28 protein-coding genes are annotated in these 20,333 nt (G+C 43.7%); 6 read left to right on the top strand and 22 right to left on the bottom strand.

Going from position 1 to position 20,333, the window contains the following annotated elements:
- Positions 1 to 107: 107 nt before the first annotated feature.
- Positions 108 to 2,363, bottom strand: a complete 2,256-nt coding sequence (locus OH460_RS25675) for a peptidase U32 family protein (RefSeq protein ID WP_270000011.1) — start codon at positions 2,361 to 2,363, stop codon at positions 108 to 110.
- 104 nt (positions 2,364 to 2,467) lie between these two features.
- Between OH460_RS25675 and OH460_RS25670 the strand changes: the two genes are divergently transcribed.
- From OH460_RS25670 to gltS, 3 genes are all read left to right on the top strand, one after another.
- Positions 2,468 to 3,127, top strand: a complete 660-nt coding sequence (locus tag OH460_RS25670) for a glutathione S-transferase (protein WP_270000009.1) — start codon at positions 2,468 to 2,470, stop codon at positions 3,125 to 3,127.
- Positions 3,128 to 3,272: 145 nt separating this feature from the next.
- A complete protein-coding gene (locus OH460_RS25665) occupies positions 3,273 to 4,658 on the top strand; it encodes a patatin-like phospholipase family protein (RefSeq protein WP_270000007.1) in 1,386 nt (461 codons plus the stop codon).
- A gap of 75 nt (positions 4,659 to 4,733) precedes the next feature.
- Entirely contained in the window at positions 4,734 to 5,957 is a 1,224-nt protein-coding gene (gene gltS / locus OH460_RS25660; protein WP_270000005.1) for a sodium/glutamate symporter, read from the top strand.
- Positions 5,958 to 6,052: 95 nt separating this feature from the next.
- Here the strand turns inward: gltS and OH460_RS25655 are convergent, their stop codons facing one another.
- The 3 genes from OH460_RS25655 to OH460_RS25645 are packed head-to-tail and all read right to left on the bottom strand — an operon-like array spanning position 6,053 to position 7,047.
- The gene (locus OH460_RS25655; protein WP_270000004.1) at positions 6,053 to 6,502 is read right to left on the bottom strand and encodes a GyrI-like domain-containing protein; all 450 of its coding nucleotides are present in this window, start codon (positions 6,500 to 6,502) and stop codon (positions 6,053 to 6,055) included.
- A gap of 51 nt (positions 6,503 to 6,553) precedes the next feature.
- Complete coding sequence (locus OH460_RS25650) at positions 6,554 to 6,787, bottom strand: hypothetical protein (RefSeq protein ID WP_061031356.1); 234 nt, start codon at positions 6,785 to 6,787, stop codon at positions 6,554 to 6,556.
- Between the two features lie 8 nt (positions 6,788 to 6,795).
- Complete coding sequence (locus tag OH460_RS25645) at positions 6,796 to 7,047, bottom strand: Rho-binding antiterminator (protein WP_270000003.1); 252 nt, start codon at positions 7,045 to 7,047, stop codon at positions 6,796 to 6,798.
- A 204-nt stretch (positions 7,048 to 7,251) separates the two neighbouring features.
- Between OH460_RS25645 and OH460_RS25640 the strand changes: the two genes are divergently transcribed.
- Entirely contained in the window at positions 7,252 to 7,620 is a 369-nt protein-coding gene (locus tag OH460_RS25640; protein WP_270000002.1) for a c-type cytochrome, read from the top strand.
- A gap of 114 nt (positions 7,621 to 7,734) precedes the next feature.
- On the top strand, positions 7,735 to 8,913 hold the full coding sequence (locus tag OH460_RS25635; RefSeq protein WP_270000001.1) for a BamA/TamA family outer membrane protein: 1,179 nt from the start codon (positions 7,735 to 7,737) through the stop codon (positions 8,911 to 8,913).
- A 34-nt stretch (positions 8,914 to 8,947) separates the two neighbouring features.
- On the opposite strand, the gene catB is transcribed toward OH460_RS25635, so the two are convergent.
- From catB to OH460_RS25615, 4 genes are all read right to left on the bottom strand, one after another.
- The gene (gene catB / locus OH460_RS25630) at positions 8,948 to 9,574 is read right to left on the bottom strand and encodes a type B chloramphenicol O-acetyltransferase (RefSeq protein WP_269999998.1); all 627 of its coding nucleotides are present in this window, start codon (positions 9,572 to 9,574) and stop codon (positions 8,948 to 8,950) included.
- Positions 9,575 to 9,668: 94 nt separating this feature from the next.
- Positions 9,669 to 10,400: a glucose 1-dehydrogenase gene (locus OH460_RS25625; protein ID WP_269999997.1), complete on the bottom strand. Its 732-nt coding sequence runs from the start codon at positions 10,398 to 10,400 to the stop codon at positions 9,669 to 9,671.
- An 86-nt stretch (positions 10,401 to 10,486) separates the two neighbouring features.
- A complete protein-coding gene (locus OH460_RS25620; protein ID WP_269999996.1) occupies positions 10,487 to 10,882 on the bottom strand; it encodes a nuclear transport factor 2 family protein in 396 nt (131 codons plus the stop codon).
- A 41-nt stretch (positions 10,883 to 10,923) separates the two neighbouring features.
- Positions 10,924 to 11,640 (bottom strand): HAD family hydrolase, encoded by a 717-nt coding sequence (locus tag OH460_RS25615; protein WP_269999994.1) that lies wholly within the window; start codon positions 11,638 to 11,640, stop codon positions 10,924 to 10,926.
- 266 nt (positions 11,641 to 11,906) lie between these two features.
- Here OH460_RS25615 and OH460_RS25610 point away from each other — a divergent pair, with 266 nt between their 5' ends.
- Complete coding sequence (locus tag OH460_RS25610; RefSeq protein ID WP_269999992.1) at positions 11,907 to 12,239, top strand: PBPRA1643 family SWIM/SEC-C metal-binding motif protein; 333 nt, start codon at positions 11,907 to 11,909, stop codon at positions 12,237 to 12,239.
- Between the two features lie 88 nt (positions 12,240 to 12,327).
- Here OH460_RS25610 and OH460_RS25605 read toward each other — a convergent pair whose 3' ends face one another.
- The 14 genes from OH460_RS25605 to OH460_RS25540 form a co-directional block, all read right to left on the bottom strand.
- Positions 12,328 to 12,552 carry a hypothetical protein gene (locus OH460_RS25605; protein ID WP_269999991.1) on the bottom strand — a complete coding sequence of 75 codons (225 nt, stop codon included), beginning with the start codon at positions 12,550 to 12,552 and terminating at the stop codon, positions 12,328 to 12,330.
- 219 nt (positions 12,553 to 12,771) lie between these two features.
- Positions 12,772 to 13,233, bottom strand: a complete 462-nt coding sequence (locus tag OH460_RS25600; RefSeq protein WP_269999990.1) for a DUF302 domain-containing protein — start codon at positions 13,231 to 13,233, stop codon at positions 12,772 to 12,774.
- 141 nt (positions 13,234 to 13,374) lie between these two features.
- On the bottom strand, positions 13,375 to 13,896 hold the full coding sequence (locus OH460_RS25595) for a GNAT family N-acetyltransferase (protein WP_269999989.1): 522 nt from the start codon (positions 13,894 to 13,896) through the stop codon (positions 13,375 to 13,377).
- A 42-nt stretch (positions 13,897 to 13,938) separates the two neighbouring features.
- Positions 13,939 to 14,943: a S66 family peptidase gene (locus OH460_RS25590; RefSeq protein ID WP_269999988.1), complete on the bottom strand. Its 1,005-nt coding sequence runs from the start codon at positions 14,941 to 14,943 to the stop codon at positions 13,939 to 13,941.
- A 104-nt stretch (positions 14,944 to 15,047) separates the two neighbouring features.
- Positions 15,048 to 15,305, bottom strand: coding sequence for a hypothetical protein (locus OH460_RS25585; protein WP_269999987.1), 258 nt, complete (start codon positions 15,303 to 15,305; stop codon positions 15,048 to 15,050).
- A 162-nt stretch (positions 15,306 to 15,467) separates the two neighbouring features.
- Positions 15,468 to 15,860, bottom strand: coding sequence for a hypothetical protein (locus OH460_RS25580; RefSeq protein ID WP_269999986.1), 393 nt, complete (start codon positions 15,858 to 15,860; stop codon positions 15,468 to 15,470).
- Positions 15,861 to 15,927: 67 nt separating this feature from the next.
- Positions 15,928 to 16,341, bottom strand: a complete 414-nt coding sequence (locus tag OH460_RS25575) for a GNAT family N-acetyltransferase (protein ID WP_116870520.1) — start codon at positions 16,339 to 16,341, stop codon at positions 15,928 to 15,930.
- Between the two features lie 168 nt (positions 16,342 to 16,509).
- A complete protein-coding gene (locus OH460_RS25570; protein ID WP_269999985.1) occupies positions 16,510 to 17,091 on the bottom strand; it encodes an HD domain-containing protein in 582 nt (193 codons plus the stop codon).
- A 54-nt stretch (positions 17,092 to 17,145) separates the two neighbouring features.
- The gene (locus tag OH460_RS25565) at positions 17,146 to 17,568 is read right to left on the bottom strand and encodes a GNAT family N-acetyltransferase (RefSeq protein ID WP_102426055.1); all 423 of its coding nucleotides are present in this window, start codon (positions 17,566 to 17,568) and stop codon (positions 17,146 to 17,148) included.
- A gap of 42 nt (positions 17,569 to 17,610) precedes the next feature.
- Entirely contained in the window at positions 17,611 to 18,027 is a 417-nt protein-coding gene (locus OH460_RS25560) for a VOC family protein (RefSeq protein ID WP_269999984.1), read from the bottom strand.
- A gap of 132 nt (positions 18,028 to 18,159) precedes the next feature.
- The gene (locus OH460_RS25555; RefSeq protein WP_269999983.1) at positions 18,160 to 18,708 is read right to left on the bottom strand and encodes a hypothetical protein; all 549 of its coding nucleotides are present in this window, start codon (positions 18,706 to 18,708) and stop codon (positions 18,160 to 18,162) included.
- A gap of 57 nt (positions 18,709 to 18,765) precedes the next feature.
- Positions 18,766 to 19,377: a LysE family translocator gene (locus OH460_RS25550; protein WP_269999982.1), complete on the bottom strand. Its 612-nt coding sequence runs from the start codon at positions 19,375 to 19,377 to the stop codon at positions 18,766 to 18,768.
- Positions 19,378 to 19,435: 58 nt separating this feature from the next.
- Positions 19,436 to 19,780, bottom strand: coding sequence for a VOC family protein (locus OH460_RS25545; RefSeq protein WP_269999980.1), 345 nt, complete (start codon positions 19,778 to 19,780; stop codon positions 19,436 to 19,438).
- A gap of 46 nt (positions 19,781 to 19,826) precedes the next feature.
- Positions 19,827 to 20,300 carry a GNAT family N-acetyltransferase gene (locus OH460_RS25540; protein ID WP_269999978.1) on the bottom strand — a complete coding sequence of 158 codons (474 nt, stop codon included), beginning with the start codon at positions 20,298 to 20,300 and terminating at the stop codon, positions 19,827 to 19,829.
- Positions 20,301 to 20,333 lie beyond the last annotated feature (33 nt).

Raw genomic sequence — 20,333 nt, 5'->3', positions numbered from 1 at the left:
TTCACGCATTAAAAAAGCCACTCGATAGAGCGGCTTTTTGTTTCTTGGTTCACAGTGCTTATAAGCGGTTATGCCTTGTAAACCTTGGACACTCTTTGTTTTAAAAGCTATAAACCTTGGACGTACTGAGCGTTAGTACGAATCTCGACAAGTTGCTCAAGATGTTGCTGTGAGCCTTCAACGCCGTTGATTAAACCTTCGAAGTGCTTAATCAGCTCTACCTTGTCTTGAACTTCTTTTGAACCCGCGCCGATGTTGGTTAGGTCAATGAAGAATTCGTCAAACAGGCCAGAGAAATCCGTTACAGCGTCATGGTTTAAGAACTGCTCGTGGTTGTAAATGCTTGGGTAGCCACCCTTCTGCTTATCAACCGCGAACGAGATACCTTTCACGTTAGTAATCGTAGTTGCTTTCTCACACTTCAACATACAACCCGCTTCAATGCTTGGTTTGTTACAACCTACCGTTCTTTGGAAGAAACACTGTCGGCTGGTCATCATCAAGATTGGGTGGTAAATGCTGTAGAACAGTTTGAAGTTCTCTGGACGGCGAATATGACGAATCTGACCTTTGTTGATCTCGTTCGAAATGAACGCGCCCGCACAGTTTAGCTCTTCTTTAAGCGTCACTAGTGCGTGAGAGTTTGTCGTGTTCATGAATGGACCAGCAACCCACTCGATACCCATTTCGTAAGCCTTGTATGCGATACCCGTGTTATTAGTCACGATGCGAGCAGGCTTAACGACTTCAAGGATACGAACGGCTTCGTCGTAGTCCTTACCGATCAATACTGCAGGGAACCAAGGAATCAAACGTGGGTTTGCCGCTAAGATATCGATGTACTTGTTACAACGCTTCTTAAAGCTTTCTGGGAGCTTGAAGTAAACGTCCGCGTCCGTCACATCACATAAGTGCAGGTCTGCAACATCAGCGATAAGCATTGACATAGTCGGCTTTTCGTTCACTTTAGGATGCTGTGGCAGTGCTGGCACTTCAACGTGCTTAATCACTTCAACAGAGCCATTTAGAATGAAGTCGATCACGTCTTTAAGGTCAGACACTTCTTTCAACGGAATCACTAACCCAGAGTCCACTTCGCTGAAATCTTGGCTTTCTAGTGTGTGAACCGCACTCTTCACGTTTTTGAATCGCTTCTCAAGTAACTCTTGAGTAATCGCTTTCTCTTCTGTTGCAGTAAGCAGCGATTTAGATTGCAGGGTGAAGTTCTCTTTTTCTGTCTTTACAGTCACCGTAAATGGCTGACCTGCTTTTGCGCTGAAAGACATAGCAACCGGCGTTTTGCGGATATCAAGGAACTTAATCTTGTCACGCATTTCGTCACCAAGTACATCTTTCGCTTCATGCAGCTGTACTGTCGCTTCTTGAATCTGAACCACTGAGATTTCGTTGTTCTTCTCTTTCGCCTGCTCAACCGCATAGTTAATGCTGTTATCACGAGGGTTATCGATGAACATGTCTTTCGTTAAGTTGCCCTTAAGGAAAGAGTTCGTGAATTCACGGTTGAATACTTTGTGTAGGTTAGAATCGTCTTCAAGCAATAAACCTTCTTGTACAAAGCTATCGATCTGCTTACGCCACGTATCTACCACGGTGTAAACGTAGTGTGCGCCTTTAATACGACCTTCGACTTTAAGCGAGTCTACCTTTGCGTCTACCAGTTCTGGCAAATCGTAATAGGCGGAGTTGTCTTTTAGGTTCAGTGGGAAGCGGTTACCCGCATTGGTGATTTCATATTCATCACGACATGCTTGGCTACAACGACCGCGGTTACCTGAGTTACCCACACTTACTGAGCTTGAGTAACATTGACCCGAAAACGCGATACACAGTGCGCCATGTACGAACACTTCGGTCAGTACATCATGGTCGTGTGCGACTTCAGTCAGCATTTTAATTTCAGGCAGGTTCAACTCACGAGATAAGTTAACGCGCGATGCGCCAATCTTAGACAGGAACTTAATCTGACCTTCGTTGTGTGTGGTTAGCTGAGTTGAAGCGTGAACATCTAATGATGGGAAGTGCTTCTTCACTAGGTTAAACAAACCCAAGTCTTGGACAATGATGCCGTCTACCTTGGTGTTCACCAGCTGGTTTAATAGCTTAGTGATGCTCTTCGTTTCGTGCTCCAGCAGCACAACGTTAAGCGTTAGAAAGATCTCACAACCGTATTCATGAGCAAGGCGGATTACCCCGTTCAACTCATCTAACGACAGGTTAGAAGCTCTGTTACGAGCGTTGAAGGTATCTAAACCGCAATAAACTGCATTTGCTCCGGCTACGATGGCTGCTTTAATCGCTTCTACATCGCCACCAGGGGCTAATAACTCAATTTTTCTGCTCATTTTTGAAGTCGCTCACTTACTTATAATTTTTAAGCCGCGTATTCTACCCACATCAACATCTGTTTACCACTGTACAACACTTTTCAAACTCAATGATCTCAACAATGCCTAATCCTTTAGCTTTACCTGTCCTGTACTCTCTACGCCGCTGTCCTTACGCAATGCGCGGGAGAATGGGCATCGCTTTATCCAAACAACAAGTACTACTGAGAGAAATCGTCACCAAAGACAAGCCTAGTGAACTACTGGCCAGTTCGCCAAAAGGTACGGTTCCGGTATTAGTGTTATCCGATGGCAAAGTTATTGAGCAGAGCTTAGACGTGATGATGTGGGCGCTTCAGCAGAACGACCCTCAAGATCTTCTGCGTTCGAGTAACCCTTCACTCAATGAGCAGATCCACCAGCTCATTCAGCAAAATGACAACGAGTTTATTGGTCACTTAGAGAAGTATCGCGCCTCTGTTCGCTATCGCAATGACGACATCGAGCAGCGTAGAAACTTGTGCGAAGCCTTTATCAGCGAGCTTGAGGCTAAACTCGCCCACCACGACTATTTGTTTGGAGATTCCCCTAGCCTAGCCGATTTTGCCGTAATGCCATTCGTCAGCCAGTTTGTAAGAGTAGAAAAGAAATGGTTTGTGCAGTCTGAATACCAGAGCGTTGGGCCTTGGTTACGGTCACACCTCGAAAGTAAACTCTATACCCAAGTAATGAAACAGTACCCATTATGGAATGACACGAAGCAAGATTGTCTTTTTGGATAAGACCAAACTGCATAAATGCCACCATTATCTTAAAAGATTGTGCCGAATTTCATGACACTGTGTCGCATGCGGTGCCATTGATGGCATATTAGATCTCACTCAAAATAGCCTTTCAATTCGATACAAGGTTAGTTTGAAAGGCGCTATGGCGAAAACGAAAAGAAACACCCTAGACAATTCGATACATTGGCTAACGGGATTAGCGAAAGTGTCGCTGTTGATCGCGTGTTCGCTTAACCTCTCAGGTTGCAGCGCTAAGAACAAAGCCACTAACACCGCCCCATCAAATGCTTCAGCACTCAACTCAGCAAATCAACCCTATACCGCTGAGAACTTTTACAAGCAAGACAACAAAGTCACAGTGATCCTCGCTTTTTCTGGTGGTGGAACACGTGCTGCCGCCCTTTCCTATGGCATCTTGCAGGCACTGCGTGATACCGACATGGAGATCGATGGGCAGCTAATCAATCTGCTAGAAGAAGTCGACATGATCAGCTCAGTATCGGGTGGGAGTTTTACGGCTGCGTATTACGGCCTCTATGGTGAAAAGATATTTGATGACTACGAAGACGCGTTTCTTTATCACAAAGTGTCTGAAGATCTTGTCTCTATTCTATTATCACCAAGCTATTGGTTCTCCTACGCGACGAGAACAGACAGAGCGACCGATTATTATGACGCGAACATTTTTGGGGACAGCACGTTTGCTGATATGCAAAGAGAAGGGGCGCCTTACATAGTGATCAACGCTACGGACATCTCAACAGGTTCACGCTTTTCTTTCACGCAAGAGTACTTCGATTTGATCTGTTCTGATTTAAATCGTTATTCCGTGTCCAGCTCCGTGGCCGCCTCTTCTGCTGTGCCTTTCGTTTTTACGCCTGTCGTGCTTGAAAACAGAAGTGACTGTGACAAGAGTCGGCACATCAAGCCTTCTTTTGAAGCCACCACGTATCGGAACAAGAATCTCATCCAATCATTGGAATCATACAGTGATAAAGACGCTGTGGGATATCTTCACTTAGTTGATGGTGGGATTACAGACAACTTGGGGTTGCTGTCGCTTTATGAAATGTCGGAATACTTACGTTATAACGATGAAGGAAAGTTGAAAGCACTACACAAAGACCAACCTGTCCGCCCTATTGTCATCATCTCGGTTGATGCAGCGACCAAACCAGAATCCGGCATTGGTAGTTCAATTGAGTTACCAACCGTAAAACAGACGGTCGATGTTATTACAGACATTCAATTGCACCGATACAACGACACCACCAAAGACTTGATCGTGGACGAGCTGGCCTCTTGGTCTGAGTTCGCATCTTATGAAGGACATCAAGTCGTTCCGTATTTTATTGAAGTCAGCTTAAGCAAAGTGAGCGACAACGAAAAACGCTATCTACTCAATCAGGTCCCGACCGATTTTACGATAGACAAAGACAAGGTCGACCTGTTGATCGAAGAAGGTAACCAACAGCTTACGACGGACCCTACATTTCAAGCCTTCTTATCGTTTGAAAACAACAAATAATGTTAATCTGATTGCTTATAAATCAAGCAATTATCAGTTACATCACGTCAGAATTTTATTTATACAAGGCGCACTATGGAATTTGAAAACAACATCCTACACCTTGGGTCGTTTTTCGCGGTGACCATGGGTATCGTGGTTTTATTTGTCGGAAGAAGGCTTAATCAAGTCATCGGCTTTTTAAAAGAGTTCAGTATCCCCGAACCCGTTTCTGGTGGCATTTTAGCGTCTATTCTATTTGGCGTACTTTACGCAACGACATCCATTGAAGTGCAGTTTGATCTATTCGCCCGCGATGTATTACTGGTGTACTTCTTTACCACCATAGGTATCAACTCAAGCTTACGTGATTTGTTCAAAGGCGGTAAACCTTTAGTGATTCTATTGGTCATCACTATCTTCTTTATGATCATGCAAAACATTGTCGGAATTTCGGTAGCGTCGATGTTTGGACTTGAACCTGTCTTTGGCCTATTAAGCGGAAGTATCTCTTTGATTGGCGGGCACGGGACCGCTATCGCTTGGGCACCTAAAGTGGGAGAACAGTTTGGATTAGAAAGCGCAATGGAAATCGGTATCGCTAGTGCGACCTTTGGACTTATCTTGGCCAGTTTAATGGGTGGTCCTATCGCGAAATTCCTAATTAAACGACACAACCTAAAATCTTCGGATTCAGGTTCAACAATAAAAAGTGAAATCAAAGAGAGTCAGACACAACAATTGACCTCTTTCCAATTCTTAGATGCCGTTTTAGCTATCCACATTTGCGTGATATTTGGCGCATTACTTAATGAACTAATAAGCCAAACAGGGTTACGGCTTCCACTGTTCGTCTCTTGTCTGTTCGCAGGTATAGTTATTACTAATGTCATTCCTGATGCTTACCCAAGAATATCGGGCTCCAAGTGGCCAACTCGCTCTCCAGCCATCACCTTGATTGCCGATATTTCACTAGGCACGTTCTTAGCGATGTCGTTAATGAGCATGCAGCTTTGGACCCTGATTGATTTAGCAGGCCCAATCTTCGCTATATTGGCGATGCAGCTTCTACTCGCCGTGATCATCAACATCTTCGTGGTGTTTCCAGCCATGGGTAAAACCTATGATGCTGCTGTAGTATGTGCGGGGTTTGGCGGGATATCGCTGGGTTCAACACCTACGGCCATGGCCAACATGTCGGCCGTTAGCCAAAAATATGGACACTCTGTACAGGCCTTTATCATCGTGCCTTTGGTGTGCGCCTTCTTTATCGATTTGGCTAACGCGCTCATCATCCCTTACTTCATGAGAATGATGTAACAAGTGCACTTTACATTGCTAAAACAAAAGAGCCGCTCATGCCGAGCGGCTCTTTTATTTTATTAACTTTTACACGATGCGTCTGCGCTCAAAGATTATTGAATCGCAATTGAAATCTCGACTTCAGTTTCGCCTTTGTAGAGTTCAAAGTCGGTTGTGTACGTACGTGTATGTGGACAATCTGTCGCGTTAAAATACGCCCATACTTCTCCCCACAGATCGATCACCGCTTGTGGTAATTCGCCTTGTGCCGAGAACGTTAGGTACTTACCCGCCTCGATATTGGTTTCAACTAGATTATCCATAGCGTTATCAGTAAGCGCATTGGTACAAGCAATCACATCAAAGTCACCCGTAAAATCTGACTCGTAGTTGGTGTATACGCCGTAAACCTTGGAGTCTGGAGTCAACTTTGGAAAAGCTTGTTCGAAAAAGCCTTGCCATAATTGCCCTATTTTTGCCTTAGTTGGGTCGACTTCATCGGTATTGTTGGTTCTTACCGAAAAACCATATGCCTTTACCGCTCCTAATATTTGTTCTTTCACTCTTCTATTTCCTAAGCCATTTAATACATCTACGATTAAGCCAAATCGATTCTAATCTTGGATTTCTTTGTGTCCGCATTTTTCACAAACAACATGGCGAGAAAACTCATCCATAGAGGCGATAAAAGGCCCAAGAAACCATCCTTTAATTACGCCTGCGATAAATTCATGCCGCTTTTGATTTGGCTTGCCTGCGAATGCACTTTCCTTTCTCACCAAAACAACAACGTGTTGCGTACGTTCACGACAAGATGTGCAGTAGCTTTGCTCGATTGAATTACTCATATGTCACCCTATGACGTTTTGAAAGATATTTGCTTAAAATGAGGGTTGTCGACACACACTTCTAATTCAGTAATTCCGGTCAACACAACAAGTTGTGCTCGACCTTCAACACTTAACTTAATGCATTCTTCTTTGTCTTGGTTACGCTGGGTATCTACAGCGATCCCCTCAACCTGTTCTCCGGATTTCAAGGTCAGCTTAACTGGGTACCTGTGCATACACACAATTTCAATATAATCGTAATCACTGCAACTAATCATAACGCCTCCCATTCATCCATCACGCTAATGCGACATGCCATACTATGCAAACTGTTTATAATCAATCATTTACTTACATCACATTGAAACAGCATATACACCAGATGCTCATGGGTTTAATCATAGTCCCACTTTGGTTATTCACGTTTCTTCTACCCACACCCACTTATTCTTACGTTGTTAAATAACAATGAGAACAAGACGATGAAATTTACGAACAATCCCCCCCTGTTAGCTTACTTTGGTTTAATCGCTGTAGTGATGTCTTTTACCGCGAACGCTGCCTCAGCGAATGATGCGTCTCATTTCGCCAATGGCAAAACCAAATATCAACAGCTTTGCCAAACATGTCATGGTAACAAAGGATTAGGCGACGGCCCTGCATCCGCTTCCTTGCCGAACAAGCCAGCCAACATTCCCAAAAAGCTTGGCCAATTTTTTACGACTAAAAACACGTTGGCTGATGAGATTTTAGAAGGCAATATCGAGGAAGGTATGCCCGCATGGCAAGGCGTTATCACAAAGCAAGATGCGATTGATGTTCTTGACTACATAGCAACAATCCAACGATAACTGTTATTCGCTTCACGTTTAAACACAGTTCTTACTTAATAACGTTCGTTTTATTGCGCTATCTATTCGATTGATTACACTGAAATTATTAGACAGTGAATAATACGGAACGTTATGAACTTAACACCCCTAGCCGCAAGTGCTCTCGTGCTGATCTCTACAACAGCAGGTGCGGTGAGTTTTATCGACCAAATCGATGGTCACTTAGACATGGGTGAATACCTAGCTGAAAATGCCTATGGCTTTTTACCCGTCCCGATTTTGATCACAGAGCCAGCCGTTGGCTACGGCGGCGGTTTCACCGGTATCTTTCTTCATGAATCCGAAGAACAGAAAAACACGCGCAAGGAACTGGCTGAGAAATCCCTAGATGGAGGCGCACAACTCTTAACACCTGCGATCACCGCAGTCGGTGGCTTTGCCACAGAAAATGGCACTTGGATGGCATTTATTGGTCACAAAAGAAGCTGGAAAGAGGATTCGATACGCTACCTTGGCGGTTTGGGTTATGGCGATATCAATATGACTTTCTACCGACAAAGCTCATCAGATGCCCTTTCACCACTCGAACCAAACGAAGGTATCGAGCTTGGCTTAAAAGGCATGGGAGGAATACAAAAGCTTCAGTTTCGAATCCAAGATACACCATGGTTAGTCGGTTTATCGCAGCAATTTTTTGCACCTAAATTGTCACTAAATAACCACCCTAAAGCACAAGAGATCCTAAACAATATTGGGAATACCTCACCTACATCATCAGGCTTGGGCTTAATCGCTGAGTACGACAGTAAAAACAGCTTTCTAAATCCCACTCAAGGCTACAACTATGTCGCTGAGTATCTATGGTTTGGTGATGGACTTGGCAGTGATTATAACTACCAAACGTTTAATCTAGAGGGACTGAATTATTGGGAACTCAACAAAGAATGGAATCTCGCGTTGCGCGGTCAATACAAATCCTTGTCGACTGATGAACGCTTTCTCTCGCCTCAATATTACCCAGACATTCAGCTAAGGGGTATTGCGAGAAATCGCTATCAAGGAGAGCATACCTTTGCGGCAGAGGTGCAAGTAAGCAAACAATGGACGCCGCGTTGGTCAACAGGTGTGTTTACTGGGATTGGTTATGCTGGCGACAGTGACAGCGATATGTTCGACCAAAGCTCACACTCAGCGTATGGCGTTGGTTTCAGATACCTTATCGCAAGACGTTATGGCCTAATATCAGGGATTGATATTGCGTTTAGCGAAGAAGATACCGCACTCTACTTTCAAGTCGGAGCCGGTATCTAGCTAAATCACGATTCAATAGACCGGGTGGAAGGAATTAAGCAAAGGTCTTCCAATACTGGTACAAGCCGTCAATATCAGAAGAGCACATCAAGGACATTGCACCTTTGATTTGCTCTTCATTCCATTGCCACCACTTCATTTCTAGCAACTGTGCAATTTCAGTTTCACTAAAACGATAGCGGATATGACGAGCTGGGTTAGAGCCGACAATTGAGTATGGCTCAACGTCTTTGGTTACAACTGCGCGGCTGGCGATAATGGCCCCATCGCCAACCTTTACGCCACTCATGATCATCGCCTCTGTGCCTATCCAGACATCATTGCCAATCACAGTGTCTCCAGAACGTTCGAAGCCGTCGATCGCTCCTTCAAATTTTTCATCATCTTGGTAGAAAAATGGGAATGTGCTCACCCACTGGTTTTGGTGACCTTGATTGCCTGCCATCATAAACACGGCACCAGAACCAATCGAGCAGTAGCTACCGATGATCAACTTGTCGATGTCAGTTCGGTCAGGAAGCAGGTAGCGCGCACAATGATCAAAACTATGGTTGTGATAGTAGCCGGAATAGTAACTGTGCTCACCCACGATGATATTTGGGTTGGTTACTTGTTCTTTAAGTGATTTACCCACGAATGGGCTTTCAAAATAGTTATTCATATTTGTACTCTTAGTTTCGTTCTTTTAGTTGGGTACTATTTATTGCGCTATGATTCTAACTAATTTCTATTTTTGCGTAAAAGCCTTACGTATCCTAACGCCCGCCAGCAATATCAATAAATGACCCTGTCACATAAGAAGCTTCATCTGACAATAACCAAGCGATAGAGTTCGCGACCTCTTCTGGCGTGCCACCTCTTTGCAACGGAAGTTGTGAAGCCAACCTATCCACTCTTCCTGGCTCACCACCATCGGCGTGCATTTCAGTATAGATACAACCCGGCCTTACGCCATTGACACGGATGTTTCTTGACGCCAGTTCAAGGGACAAACCTTTAGTAAGGGAATCCATTGCACCTTTCGAAGCTGCATAATCTACGTATTCAAATGGCGCTCCGGTACGTGAAGCCGCAGACGATACATTCACAATAGAGCCAGCACCATCCGCTTGCTTGATAAAAGCTTTGCTGCAAAGGAAGCAACTCGACACATTTGACTTCATCACCTTTTCAAAGCGATCCAGTTCAATATCTTCTAATGCAGATTGAGTAAACAAGATGCCTGCATTGTTCACCAAGTGAGTCACTGGCCCGAGTTTATTACATGCAATTTCAAACAAGGATTTAACGTCTGATTCAACCGAGACATCAGCACGCACACTGATAGCAGTACCGCCTTGTTCTCTAATTTCGCTAACTAGCGCTTCAGCTCTTGATTCATTTTGGATGAAATTGACACAAACCGCATAGCCTTGTTTTGCTAATAGCTTAGATGTTGCAGCACCAATACCTCGGCTTCCTCCAGTAACGATTACGACCTTGTTCATAAACTCTCCTAACTTGCTGACTTTCAATTTATCTGACTGTTGTTATTCTCTTACGCTACTGTGACCTCATGTTGTGGCATTTGAGGTTATTGATTGAGTAATTCAGGGCTGACTAACTGAACCCATTGCGAACGCCACTCTTGTGGGGCAAAGCCATCTGGCCAAAACTCAGTTTGCTTTTTGATCAAGCCATCAACCACGGTATGGAAGGTAATCACACGGTCATTAAGAACACTGTCAGTCACCGACACATCGGTAACGACTGTATCGCCCTCACACACAATCGAGTTAAGTGTGAACTTCCAAAGTCCATTTGCTGGATATTCAGAGTTGATTGCTGTGAAGTTATCACGCCCTACCGTCAATTCAGACGACTGAGGCCAATAACCTTGAAAATCTTCTGCCAACCATGCGGCCGCTTTGGCAAAATCGTTGGTACGCATTGCATCCCAAAAACCTAATACCACTTCTTTCGGTATCATTGTTCTTCCTTAAATTTATCGAATTACTTGGTACTTGTTGATTACGCATATTTGCCAATGATCGCCAAAAGATCATCAACATTACTAGCGATGTAATCGGGTTCAGTCTGCCACTTTTCTGGTTCAGAACGGCTGTAACCTGCGGCAACAGCAACCACTTTAGCTCTCCCACCAAGTGCAGCCTCGATATTGCGTGCAAAATGAGTATCCGCTTCATGATCACCGATATACATTAAACAAAGCTCGTCGGTTTGACCTTCACCAAAAATATTTTCAACGCACTTAATACCACCAAATGGATGTGGCTTTTGGTTGCCATTTGATACGTCATCATAACCAACAACCGCTTTAAACAACTCACCAATACCATAGCTATCGAGTACACCGCGAATATTCAATTGAGCGTTTTGAGAACAGATGCCATGAGGAAGATGTGCAAACTGGTTTATTACCCGTTCCATACCTTCAAACAACTCGACTGGCGTTTGGTTCTTCTCTTGATGTTCTGCCCACATCCCACCAGCAACCAACATTTCATCATGAGACATGCCGTAGTAGTCGACATATAAAGCTTGCCAGTTTTTAGCGCCGTGATTTGCTTCGTGATAAAGCGCCTCGCTCGTTAAGTACTTTGGCAAGTTTTCTCCAGAGAGGTGCGGTGCAACCACAGAGATAATGTCCTTCGTTATGGCAATATTCTTTGGCACCGAATTGACTAAGGTTCCATCATAGTCCCACAAGATAGCATCTAGCTTCATTGTTTATCTCTTTGTTTAGATTAGATATTTGAATTTACCACTCCTATGGCTGCAGAGTGAAATATAAATATCTCTAACTTCAAACCTAATCCACACAAAAGCAAAAATTTAACGGATCACATTAGGTATTTCTGTGTAAGGACAAGCCTATAAGCCTTTGATTAGATCATTGCTTTATCAATTGGAATATATGCGTATAATCCCCCGCTCCATGCGCCATCAACATGAATATGAGCGCAATTACACTATTTCTGAATGAGTACCCCATGTCGAAACTATTTTTCAAAGGCCGTATCGAAACAAGACAAAACCACGTTCTTGCAGGCTATAACGTAAACCGCGATGTAAAAGCGGGTACTGAAGAAGCACCAATCAAAGTAACGGTTCAAAACGAAGCTCGCAAAACTGAGATCGAAACACTGGCTGCAGAGCAAGAGTTCTTTGTAAATATCACGGTAGACGCGCAACAAGAAGAGAACACCGTCGAGCTTGATACATTCCTAAACAAGCCAAAAACGATGACGTTTGAAAAAACGCCTAACCGTAACGATCCATGTTCTTGTGGTAGCGGTAAGAAATATAAGAAGTGCTGCGCTTAAGACTTCTGAATTGAATTGCCAATAGCAAAACGAAATACAACGGGAAGATCGCTGAGATCTTCCCGTTTTTATTTATCCAAACCCTTCATCAATCTAGATGGTCCGGCGTCTCTAGGTAGGTACCGCATCGAGTGCATTTGTAATCACCCGTTGCACCATTGGAAATAAGCCCAGACAAAATTTGCATCAGCAAGCCTGGTTTCTTCTCATCTTGTGGCGCTTTTTGCGCTTGGCTACTGAACAAGGTGTATTTGTGTAATGTTAGCGTTTTGCAATTACAACAAAATGCTCGCGTTTGTTCACTTCCATACATCGTATCTACAATCCTATTGAAAACAGAGACTTAAGAGATACGAATATGACATAGCTTCAGTTAATCTCAAGATATTTTATAGAATCAAAGATGCATATAACAAATATGGCGACCATGAAAAATCGCTCAGCCAGTTATTTGTTTACGCACAAAGCTGTTTAACTCGCTCACATTTCTGATGAGGTGAACCTTTCGCACGTAGCTCTAAGCGCGACCTAATCAAGATTTCGTTTTCGCAACCGTTGCTTCAGATAACTTACTAAGCACACCTGAAATCTTCTTAATCACCTCATCACAGCCATTTATCGCGTGACGCTCTACCAAGTAATTAGGATCGTTGTAAGACAACCATACTTTCTTATTAGAATCCTCCGTGACTAACACCTTCTGAGGTAAATCTATCGCGACTTCTTGAGCGCATTGCATTAATGGTGTCCCTACTTTCGGGTTACCAAAGATGATGACTTCCGTTGGTCTCAATTCAAGATCGACCTTACTCGCGTTTTTCTGATGGTCGATTCTCGTAAACAAGGTTAAACCTTTGCTTTTGGCTATTTCTTCAAAACGGTCTGCCGTCTCTTTCACTGAGTAATTACTTTGGTACTTTATCAAACCGTCGGAAGCGGCAACTGAAAAGGATGCAGAAAGTAGAATGGCGCATAGTGGTAGTAATTTTTTCATCGTCACCTCTGAGATTTAACCTAATCAAACTTACATTCATAGCGCCATCTAACGTCGTGGCGTAACCTAACTCAGTATAGACAGGTTTATAAACTCAGTTTGCCGAGAGGATCACCTTTCCAATGCATCCTATTATCAGTGTTAATACATGTACCCTAACCAATCGACTTTCCCTGATGGCCAACTGACACCGCTGATCGATTTGACATACAGGTCGTCAACTTCCTCGACAGCAATGCCATAACTTAGATGCTCATTGAGCCTTAGCCAAGAATGGTCAGCAACGACTCGGTTGTAACCGTGCGATGAATAAAAGCTGTGTAACTCGGAGATTAAGATAATGAAATCAACATCCCTCTCCTTTGCATAAGCATCAAGCTCACAAAGCATTGCTGAACCAAGGCCTTTACCTTGAACGTCCTCGGCGATACAAAAATCAATAACACCTAGAACTTTAAAAGCATGGCCGCCAACGTTGATCATTCGATAGTCAAGGCCAAGATAACCAACCAACTTACCTTGTTCCAGTTGGAGCGCACGCATATGCGGTAATTGCTTGAAGTATGAACGTTGAACCTGATGCTCTGGAAATGCACTGTTCCTGAGTGTCGTAATCGCTTGATGCTGTTGTTTGCTTACTTCAATTTCAGATATGACTTCCATGCACTTCCTTATTCCAAAATGGATTCTCGAAACACTATGAGACTAGAAGTTAGTAACCCAAGGTCCCTGCAGCTCAAAGGTCTGATTATCAAAGTCGATACTCCCTTGAACGCCAAGTGGCGTGACTAACATTGGATGAGTGTGGCAGCTATCAAATCCATACAATATCGGCACGGTTTTACCGTTTAACACTTCAAGAAGCACATCGAGTGGTGTTCGTCCGGTCCCTTTATTGTCGAATAACTCATGCTTACCTAAGATGATAGCGCCCACCTTATCAAACACTCCGCAAGCCAACAGGTGCGCAAAAGAGCGCTCTACGGTCTCAATACCCTTCAACGAGTCCTCGATAAGGAGAATATCGCCATCGAGAATTTCGGGCATATATTGGCTACCCCATATCCCAGACATCGTACTCAAGTTACCACCAATCACTCGACCACTGACTTTTCCTTTGCCGATAAACTTCCATTCATTGTTGTAGACTGGCTTCGCGGAGTTCTGAGTTTCCCAATCATGTTTGATATCCGTCCATACCTGGGGCATGGTGTATTGATGTTGACTTGTACTCTCGCACAACAACTCACTGAATGATTGGAACGTTTGATCAACCAGCGGCGGAAACTCACCAAATGAGGCAACAAGTGCCGGGCCATAAAATGTGACTAAGCCAGTTTGAGCATGAATCGCCAATAGCAATGCGGTTACGTCGGAGTAACCTATGATGATCTTTGGATCGTTTTTGAGTGCCTCATAGTCGATATAGGGTAATAACGAGTTGCTATTATTGCCACCGATTGTAGACATAATGCAGCGCACTTCAGGATCTCGAATGAGTTGGTTTAGCTCTTCGGCTCTTGCTTGAATAGAGCCAGAACGGTAGCCATCAGACTTCCCCGTCAATGAGCCTTCAACCAAGATGAAACCTTTTGATTCCAAGTAGTTTTTAGCGCGAGCAAACCGATTGGGAGCGAACACTGTCGCAGGGGAAGACGGTGAGAAAAAACCAATTTTGTCACCGATGTTTAAAGCCTTTGGGTAAATCACTTCCTTTGTCCTCCATAACAAAAAGCAAACTGCAGAATGAGCCTTTTTAGCTGAAGTTTTAGAGGCTAAAAGTTAGGTATCGAATGAAACCAAATCCAATAATATCAATTCCATGACTTGGTGCCGCACTTCTCACACTGATATTGATATTCTTGGTCTATGAAAAATCCAGGCGTGTCTTTATCGTCTTTAAAAAACAGGTTTACGATATACTCCACTAACATCCCTATTTTCCACTGTCTTGCTTCTGATTCCGCTTGCTCCTTTTGCTCCTCAACAGAGCTGCTCATAGCAAGGTGTGGAGTCATTGAGTTACAGTTTTCACAGTAATATGGGTGCTTAATGTATTTATTATCAATCATTTATATAAACCAATGTGCATTTATAAAGTTGATTGCATAGTAACAAGCTAACGTTGGATTATCTAACTTATTATATTGATCGACGTCTCATAGCATGTACTTACGCAGCACAGGGCGAAGGTAGTGCCATGGCTAATGTGTCAACTTGCTAAAGAAGGTTAACTATAAATCGAGCTTCTTAACTTTGACGGAATATGTCCACACGTCACTCTCGCCATCACCAAAGCTCATACTCGCTTCACCGCCCTCATACTTGAGCACGAAGTCTGGCATCTCACTGTAGCTTGATCCACTTTCATAAGTGCATGACATCGTCGCCGATAGAAGAATCGTGCTGTCGTCATCTTCAGAGAGCGTTCCAGTATACGAACACTCATCAACGCTCGTGGTAAGCGTCTGGCCAAAGTAATCAAACTTAACCGATGGAAAGTCGCGCTTTAGGGATTGCTCTTCCACTGCAACGGTCATTTCATAACTACTGCTTGGTAATTCACTGTCAGCGAATGCACTGCTTGATAGACCAAGCAGCGATAACGCCAAGATTCTATTTTTCATTAATTTATGTGTTCCTTTTAAACTTGAGGCTCTTTGCATAACGTCATGGTAGAGCCACAAGTTTTTATTACATACGCTTGGGTGGAAACTTCTTTGTCATGCCTTGGCTAGCAGGAGATACAAGCTTATAACCGAGTTTCTCATAAAACACCGGTTCATCAGCAATCATGGAAACATACGATCCTTCCAGTGCAACAGACGATAGGTAATTGTCGATGTATTCCATCACTTTTCTACCTAAACCCTGCCCTTGATAGGTTGGATCGACTGCGACATCAACCACTTCAAAATTACACGCGCCATCGCCAACAACACGCCCCATCGCAATGAGTTGGTCACCATCTCGAATAGAAATGCCGTATAAACTATTTGGTAAAGCGATTGTGGCTGCTTTCAGTGACTTCGGTGATAATTTTGCTTTCACTCGCATCTCACAAAACTCGTCTGGATTAGGGACTTTCTCTTCGTATTTGAACGCCATTTTTACTGCTCCTTTTGATGAGCAGTGAGAATACACACCGCAACTGTATAAATAAACAGTACCTCGATATTTTGATGAGAATGTCACAACCTAACGGGCATATCAGCCCCCAAAAAGTGGGGATGATGTCATTCCTTTTCCATCACCCTTGGCAAGCTGGATGTAAATTTACTTCAATAACCCTTGATCGGCGGCCGCTTCAAGTTGAACTTCTAGTTCACTCCACAGTGCCTTGCTGCCTTGAGAAATGCGTTCACCGTTAAATGTCAGTACTTTATCTTTAGATATATTGTGCTTCTTCCAGCTATGGCCGCTGCCATGGATGTTATGAAGTAAAGGTGGCACTCTATCGATCGCTTTACCGAATCTCGCTTCCGGTGATTCACCCGCTTCAAATTCTAGCCATAACTCCAAATATTCGGATCTTAGATGGCTCGGCAATGACTCAAGCAAACGCTCAACACAATTTCTCTCTTTAAGTTTGTTTTCTTCCGTTTCACTGGCGTAGATGATCGTGTCACCCGCATCGATTTCACCGAGATCGTGTATAAGCAGCATCTTCATCACTCGGGTTATATCGATCTCTTCATTCGCGTAGTCTTTCAACATCAGAGCACTCAAACAGACATGCCAGCTATGCTCAGCGGAGTTTTCATAGCGATCCAGACCAACTGGCTTCGTTTGTCTATGAACATCCTTCAACTTTTCCACTTCAGCCATGAATTGCAAAATGCCTTTGATTTCTTCCACGATACGCTTCCTTAACTTGAATTGATGTTTTAGATATACGACTGATGCACAGGATTACAGTGAACGTCTTTCCCCCCACCGAACCGACATCTTGTAGTAAGAGACTCCTGATTTTTGGAATTCAACGCCTTCAACCTGCATCTCAAACCTTTGATAGAAACCCAAAGCGGTTGTGCGAGCATCACACCAAAAATAACTCACTTTATCCGCTTGTAGATCTTTGATGATGTGCGCGATCACCTTAGAGCCAACACCCTGCCCTTGGTATTCTGGCAATGTAGCGAACTTACGTAGCCTGGCTTGCTTCCCTTGAACGTAAACAGATGCAACACAAACTAATTGGTTATCAATATAAGCACCATAATGCGAGGCATGCTCATCGCCTTCTACCGCACAAAACGACATTGGTTTGTTTGGCCAGAGTACTTGGTGACGAATGGGCAGCACGTTATCCGCTGAAATTTTGGTTATGTCCATGTTGCTCCGGTGCTATTTGGTGTTGGCTTGTAAGATTCAGGTTTATCGATTTGCCATTGGGTGGTCTGGGTTTAATTGCAGAAGATCCCATAGGTTTCCATAAAGGTCTTCGAATACCGCCACTGTTCCGTAGGCTTGCTCTTTCGGCTCTCGAACGAATTTGATTCCCAGAGACACCATGCGTTCATAGTCACGCCAAAAATCATCGGTACTTAAGAAGAGGAACACACGGCCACCAGCTTGGTTGCCGATAAAATCCAATTGCTCGGGCTTGGAGGCTCTCGCTAATAATAAGCTCACACCGTGTGAATTAGGTGGAGCAACAACAACCCAACGCTTATCTTCTTCTGGTAAGTAGGTATCTTCGATAAGCTCAAACTTGAGTTTGTTCACGTAGAAGTCTAGGGCTTCATCGTAGTCTTTTACGACAAGTGCAATATGGACAATATTTTGTTTCATGACATACCTTGTTATGGGCTAAGCAAGATCAAAATAATGCCATGGCTTCAATTCATACTCTAGAAATAGATTCTTTGAAACAGCAATAAATCTTCCTGATGCACAGCTCAACACAAACCGTATTGCGTTGAATTACATATAATTGGGCGCGTTGTTGTAAGCTTCCAGCTCGATTGGCGCCTCACCGTAACCAAACACCGCTAACTGCAACAAATACTGCTTAGTAAATGTCTCTATCCCAAGATCTTCTGCCTGTTTTACATGGATCAACTCATGAGCAAGCAACAACTTATCTCCTCTTGCCCGATTGGCAATCCAAATGCCATATCCGAAAGCCGTTCCCGTAAAGTAAGGTGAATCTAAGCCCAACCTTTGCATCTGAAAGCGCAGCGACTCATTTTCAGGTAATGGCATTTTATCGACATAAAGAACGCGTATTTTTTCTGGATTTTGGATACCGATATCGCGTGCAATCTTTAGATATTGAGGGCGTAAAGGGACACCTCGAGACAATGCGATTTGCTCATGCTTTTTCACATACTTTATCGAAAGCGGATAATACGCTTCGATCTGTTCCACAAGGTTAGCTGGTGGGTTGGCGTATATATCGGCTTTGTCTTTACAAGCAAATAGAGGGAGTGACGCCAACAAGAAAGTTACCGTTTTAAAACGAGTCTTCATATTGGGTGAGCTCCTTTCTTTCCCGCAGTTAAGACCGCACTACTCTAGAACATAACCTCATGACTTTGTTGCGAGTAACACCCCACATGTCGCCAAAAAGCCGCCCGAAACCTTGTTAAGTAAAGTCTTAGCTGCTCGCCCTTGAAAAACGAAACTCGCCTTTGATGCCATACACGCATAGATTCCCAACACACCACCAACAGAAAACGTTGAGATAACTAATATAGTCGCGACATCTAGCGAAGAGAATGACTGGAGATCGATAAAGGCAGGAAAAAAGCCCATATAAAACAGTATCGCTTTAGGGTTTGAAAGGGTCATCAAAATACCGACAATGACACTTGACGCCCTTGTTGCTTCCGAAGTTTTAACTGGTGAAACATCATTGCTTGAAGTCCATGTCGTATAAGCTAACCAAAACAGGTACGTGATTCCGATGTACTTGATGACTGTCGCAAAGTCTCCCATCGCATTGGCCATGGCAGTGAGACCAGAAAGAGCAAGGAAGATAAAGATATAGTCTGCGATGAGTACACCAAATACAACTAACAAACCTTGTCGCCATCCATGACTAATTGACCGAGAGACTACAGCTAAAACACTTGGCCCAGGTATAGCCGCAGACAGCGCCATGGCAAGAAACAAGGCGATAGCAGATGTAATTGACATGTTCCCTCCTTAGAAAAAATGCCACTTTTAATTTTAAACTTGTTAGTCAAACAACCAGCTACAGTTGCCAAAAACCGAGTTCAACACCACTTTGAATAACAATGGCACACATTCCGTGACGTGGTAACTCCATTGGTGGAACGGCAACTTCAGCACCCAACTTTTGAGCTGCGTTTACTGCGGCTTCAATGTCTTTTACCAGCGTGTAATGGCGAACGACTGGCACCTCAGTTTCACGGAGTGGTCCCCTCACACCAATCACTCCACCATTAGAGAGCTTAGCGGTACGAGCACCACCTAAGTTCACATCCGCATCACTAAACTTCACATCGTAGATCTGCGCGTAAGTCGCACAAACCGTATCTACTTCAGAGGTAACAATATCAAGATATTGAACTTTCATGGCCATTCCTTTGATTCCCAGTTGCCTTTTGATAAACAGATCTAAGTTAAGCGTTAATGGCTCCGCGCATAATGAACTGTGGGCCAGCAGCGCCGCCTAGGTACTGTTCATTAGTATCTTCAAAACCACCTTTAACATAGCAGTTATAGGCTGCGGGATTCTTACAATTGACGGTTAAGTAGACCCAATCATACCCTTCATAATTGGCTGCTAGATAAGGAAATAGCGCTTTCACCGCGCCAGTACCTAGCCCCTTTCCTTGTTGGTTTTTATCAAGAGCAAACGCCCTTAAACCAATACTACCTTCAGGGCAAAATTTGTAGCCAGCTGGGTAAGCAATATCAAGCTTAAAGAAGCCCACCACCTCACTACCATCTTTGATAATGTGTAGATGCGTGGTCTCGCTACCGTCTGACAAAAAGTCCGTTGCTGTTCCTGCGAATTTAACCTGCTCATCCGCGAGCTGAATTTCGTTAACTTGCTCAACATGAGCATCATTAAGCCTTTCGATAGTGATCATTGTTTTCCTTTTCATCATTCGATCTTTGACTGC

It is taken from the genome of Vibrio sp. Makdt (assembly GCF_027587015.1).
In the GTDB taxonomy this organism is placed as follows: Bacteria; Pseudomonadota; Gammaproteobacteria; order Enterobacterales; family Vibrionaceae; genus Vibrio; species Vibrio chagasii_B.
The sequence above is the reverse complement of the archived record's forward strand: the minus strand, read 5'-3'. Positions and strand labels throughout refer to the sequence as shown.

Excerpts from the sequence above, each read along its gene's own strand:
- OH460_RS25675 (WP_270000011.1), bottom strand. The coding sequence starts at position 2,363 with ATGAGCAGAAAAATTGAGTTATTAGCCCCTGGTGGCGATGTAGAAGCG.
- OH460_RS25670 (WP_270000009.1), top strand. The coding sequence starts at position 2,468 with ATGCCTAATCCTTTAGCTTTACCTGTCCTGTACTCTCTACGCCGCTGT.
- OH460_RS25665 (WP_270000007.1), top strand. The coding sequence starts at position 3,273 with ATGGCGAAAACGAAAAGAAACACCCTAGACAATTCGATACATTGGCTA.
- gltS (WP_270000005.1), top strand. The coding sequence starts at position 4,734 with ATGGAATTTGAAAACAACATCCTACACCTTGGGTCGTTTTTCGCGGTG.
- OH460_RS25650 (WP_061031356.1), bottom strand. The coding sequence starts at position 6,787 with ATGAGTAATTCAATCGAGCAAAGCTACTGCACATCTTGTCGTGAACGT.
- OH460_RS25645 (WP_270000003.1), bottom strand. The coding sequence starts at position 7,047 with ATGATTAGTTGCAGTGATTACGATTATATTGAAATTGTGTGTATGCAC.
- OH460_RS25640 (WP_270000002.1), top strand. The coding sequence starts at position 7,252 with ATGAAATTTACGAACAATCCCCCCCTGTTAGCTTACTTTGGTTTAATC.
- OH460_RS25635 (WP_270000001.1), top strand. The coding sequence starts at position 7,735 with ATGAACTTAACACCCCTAGCCGCAAGTGCTCTCGTGCTGATCTCTACA.
- catB (WP_269999998.1), bottom strand. The coding sequence starts at position 9,574 with ATGAATAACTATTTTGAAAGCCCATTCGTGGGTAAATCACTTAAAGAA.
- OH460_RS25625 (WP_269999997.1), bottom strand. The coding sequence starts at position 10,400 with ATGAACAAGGTCGTAATCGTTACTGGAGGAAGCCGAGGTATTGGTGCT.
- OH460_RS25620 (WP_269999996.1), bottom strand. The coding sequence starts at position 10,882 with ATGATACCGAAAGAAGTGGTATTAGGTTTTTGGGATGCAATGCGTACC.
- OH460_RS25615 (WP_269999994.1), bottom strand. The coding sequence starts at position 11,640 with ATGAAGCTAGATGCTATCTTGTGGGACTATGATGGAACCTTAGTCAAT.
- OH460_RS25610 (WP_269999992.1), top strand. The coding sequence starts at position 11,907 with ATGTCGAAACTATTTTTCAAAGGCCGTATCGAAACAAGACAAAACCAC.
- OH460_RS25605 (WP_269999991.1), bottom strand. The coding sequence starts at position 12,552 with ATGTATGGAAGTGAACAAACGCGAGCATTTTGTTGTAATTGCAAAACG.
- OH460_RS25600 (WP_269999990.1), bottom strand. The coding sequence starts at position 13,233 with ATGAAAAAATTACTACCACTATGCGCCATTCTACTTTCTGCATCCTTT.
- OH460_RS25595 (WP_269999989.1), bottom strand. The coding sequence starts at position 13,896 with ATGGAAGTCATATCTGAAATTGAAGTAAGCAAACAACAGCATCAAGCG.
- OH460_RS25585 (WP_269999987.1), bottom strand. The coding sequence starts at position 15,305 with ATGATTGATAATAAATACATTAAGCACCCATATTACTGTGAAAACTGT.
- OH460_RS25580 (WP_269999986.1), bottom strand. The coding sequence starts at position 15,860 with ATGAAAAATAGAATCTTGGCGTTATCGCTGCTTGGTCTATCAAGCAGT.
- OH460_RS25575 (WP_116870520.1), bottom strand. The coding sequence starts at position 16,341 with ATGGCGTTCAAATACGAAGAGAAAGTCCCTAATCCAGACGAGTTTTGT.
- OH460_RS25565 (WP_102426055.1), bottom strand. The coding sequence starts at position 17,568 with ATGGACATAACCAAAATTTCAGCGGATAACGTGCTGCCCATTCGTCAC.
- OH460_RS25560 (WP_269999984.1), bottom strand. The coding sequence starts at position 18,027 with ATGAAACAAAATATTGTCCATATTGCACTTGTCGTAAAAGACTACGAT.
- OH460_RS25555 (WP_269999983.1), bottom strand. The coding sequence starts at position 18,708 with ATGAAGACTCGTTTTAAAACGGTAACTTTCTTGTTGGCGTCACTCCCT.
- OH460_RS25550 (WP_269999982.1), bottom strand. The coding sequence starts at position 19,377 with ATGTCAATTACATCTGCTATCGCCTTGTTTCTTGCCATGGCGCTGTCT.
- OH460_RS25545 (WP_269999980.1), bottom strand. The coding sequence starts at position 19,780 with ATGAAAGTTCAATATCTTGATATTGTTACCTCTGAAGTAGATACGGTT.
- OH460_RS25540 (WP_269999978.1), bottom strand. The coding sequence starts at position 20,300 with ATGATCACTATCGAAAGGCTTAATGATGCTCATGTTGAGCAAGTTAAC.